Source organism: Hydrogenimonas sp. (assembly GCF_029933015.1).
Lineage (GTDB): Bacteria > Campylobacterota > Campylobacteria > Campylobacterales > Hydrogenimonadaceae > Hydrogenimonas.
Genome location: NZ_JAOZOZ010000045.1, coordinates 2,537 through 4,872, shown reverse-complemented (window position 1 = coordinate 4,872; position 2,336 = coordinate 2,537). Strand labels below are relative to the sequence as shown.

At 57.3% G+C, this 2,336-nt stretch carries 2 protein-coding genes; one reads left to right on the top strand and one right to left on the bottom strand.

The features are described 5' to 3' along the window. Complete coding sequence (gene gltX / locus Q1K23_RS04680; protein WP_300362853.1) at positions 1–1,401, bottom strand: glutamate--tRNA ligase; 1,401 nt, start codon at positions 1,399–1,401, stop codon at positions 1–3. 99 nt (positions 1,402–1,500) lie between these two features. Here gltX and Q1K23_RS04675 point away from each other — a divergent pair. After that, positions 1,501–2,336: peptidylprolyl isomerase (locus Q1K23_RS04675; RefSeq protein ID WP_300362852.1), on the top strand; the 836-nt coding region annotated here is incomplete at its 3' end.

Below are 2,336 nucleotides of genomic sequence, written 5' to 3'. Positions count from 1 at the left end.
TCAGGAGGCGTTAGACGCTTTTGCGAAATCGAGAAGGCGGCGGATACGCAGTAGCGTCTCCTCTTTGCCGATGATGCTCATGACATCGCTGAGGTCGGGGCCGCCCAGACGGCCGATCAGGGCGACGCGCAGGGGCATGCCGATCTTCCCGAACCCTATCTCCATCTCCTCGACGAAGGCTTCCATCAGGGCGTGGTAGTCGGTGGGCAGGTGCAGCTCACCGGCCGTTTCGATCTTTTGGGCGAAGGCTTCGAGAATCTCCGCGGCGTTTCCCTTCATCGCCTTCTTGATCGCCTTTTCGTCGTAGCTTTCCGGCGTTTCGAGGACCTCTTTGATCTGTTCGGCGATCTCTTTGACGGTTTTGCAGCGCTCCTTGAAGATATCCAGCAGGATCTCCCTTTTGTCGTGGCTCAGCAGATAGAGGCCGAAATCCTCGAGCAGTTTCGCCAGCCGCTCGTTGGAACTGTTCTTGATGTAGTGGGCGTTGAGCCACAGAAGCTTGTCGGGATTGTACTGGCTGGCGGAGGCGTTGATGTCGGAGGGATCGAAATGCTCGAGCATCTCTTCGAGGGTGAAGATCTCCTGATCGCCGTGGCTCCATCCCAGACGCACCAGAAAGTTGAGCAGCGCTTCGGGGAGGAAACCCTGGGCCTTGTACTCCATGACGTCGGTGGCGCCGTGGCGTTTGGAGAGCTTCTTGCCGTCGGGTCCCAGTATCATCGGCACGTGGTAGAAGCGGGGGAGTTTGAACCCCAGCGCTTCGTAGACGATGATCTGTTTCGGGGTGTTGTAGAGGTGGTCGTCGCCGCGGATCACGTCGGTCATCCCCATCAGGGCGTCGTCGATGGCCACGACGAAGTTGTAGGTCGGCGTACCGTCGCTGCGTGCGATGATGAAGTCGTCCACCTCGCTGGCTTTGATCGTGATGGTTCCTTTGATGCCGTCTTCGAAGACGATCTCCCCCTCCAGGGGCGCCTTGATGCGGATGACCGGCTCCACGCCCTCCGGAGGCGTGCCGGTGAAGTCGCGATAGCGGCCGTCGTAGCGGGGGCGCTCCTTGCGGGCCATCTGCTCCTCGCGCAGCTTGTCGAGCTCCTCTTTGGTCATGTAGCATTTGTAGGCTTTCCCCTCATCCAGGAGCTTCAGGATGTAGCTTTTATAAAGATCGAAGCGATCCGACTGATAGACCGGCTCGCCGTCGTAATCCATGCCGACCCATTCGAAGGCTTCGATGATCTTTTTCGTCGCCTCGGCGGAGTTTCGGCTCAGGTCCGTGTCTTCGATGCGGAGTTTGAACTCGCCGCCGTTTTTGCGTGCCCAGAGATAGTTGTAAAGAGCGGTTCTCAGGCCGCCGATGTGCAGATATCCCGTCGGGGAGGGTGCGAAGCGTGTCACTACCATGCTTGTCTACCTTGATATGAAATTGCGGGTATTATACCAAAGGCAGAATCTTTTCGATAAAATATCCACAACAATCTCTTTCACAAGGCCGTGACCATCATGATTTCGAAACTTCGGACAGCCCTTTTCACCCTCCTTTTCGCCTTCACTGCCGCCCATGCGGGACTGGTGGACGCCATCAGCATCATCGTCGACGACCAGCCCATCACCCTCTACGAGATCTACAAGGCCGAGCAGCGGCTGGGTCTGCCCAAGGAGAAAGCGGTCGAGTACATGATCAAACAGAAGCTCAAGGACGAGGAGCTCAAGCGTCTGGGCATCCAGGTGGACGAGTTCGACGTCAACAACGAGATCGAAAAGATCGCCCAGAAAAACGGTATCGATTCGCTGAAACTGCGCGCCATCATGGCCAAGCGGGGCGTCGACTGGGAAGAGTACAAAAAACAGGTCAAAGAGAAGCTGCTTCAGGAGAAGCTCTACGAGCGCATTCTGAGTACGAAGATCCAGCCCCCCAGCGACGAGACGCTCAAAGAGTACTACCAGCTCCATATCGACGAATTTTCGATCCCCGAAGCGATCGAGGTGATCCAGTACTCGGCACCCGAGCGGCGCGCACTCGCCGAAGCGATCAAAAACCCGATGGCCGAGGTCCCGGGTGTGACCCGTCAGGCCCAGACCGTCCGCTCCGACCGGATCAACAAGCAGCTTCTTTTCCTGCTGACCCAGACGCCCAAAGGGAAGTTCACCCAGATCATTCCGGTTCAGGGACAGTTCGTCGCCTTCTATGTACAGGACTTCGTCAATCCCCGCCCCATACCCTACGAGCAGGTCAAACAGCAGGTCTATATGAAATGGATGGAAGAGAAACGGAAAGAGGCGATCGCCAGCCACTTCAAGAAGCTGCGGGCCGCCGCGAATATCGTGGTGCTCAGGGC

What these genes read in the sequence shown, in the direction of transcription:
- gltX (WP_300362853.1), bottom strand. Translation starts at nt 1,401, where the DNA reads ATGGTAGTGACACGCTTCGCACCCTCCCCGACGGGATATCTGCACATC.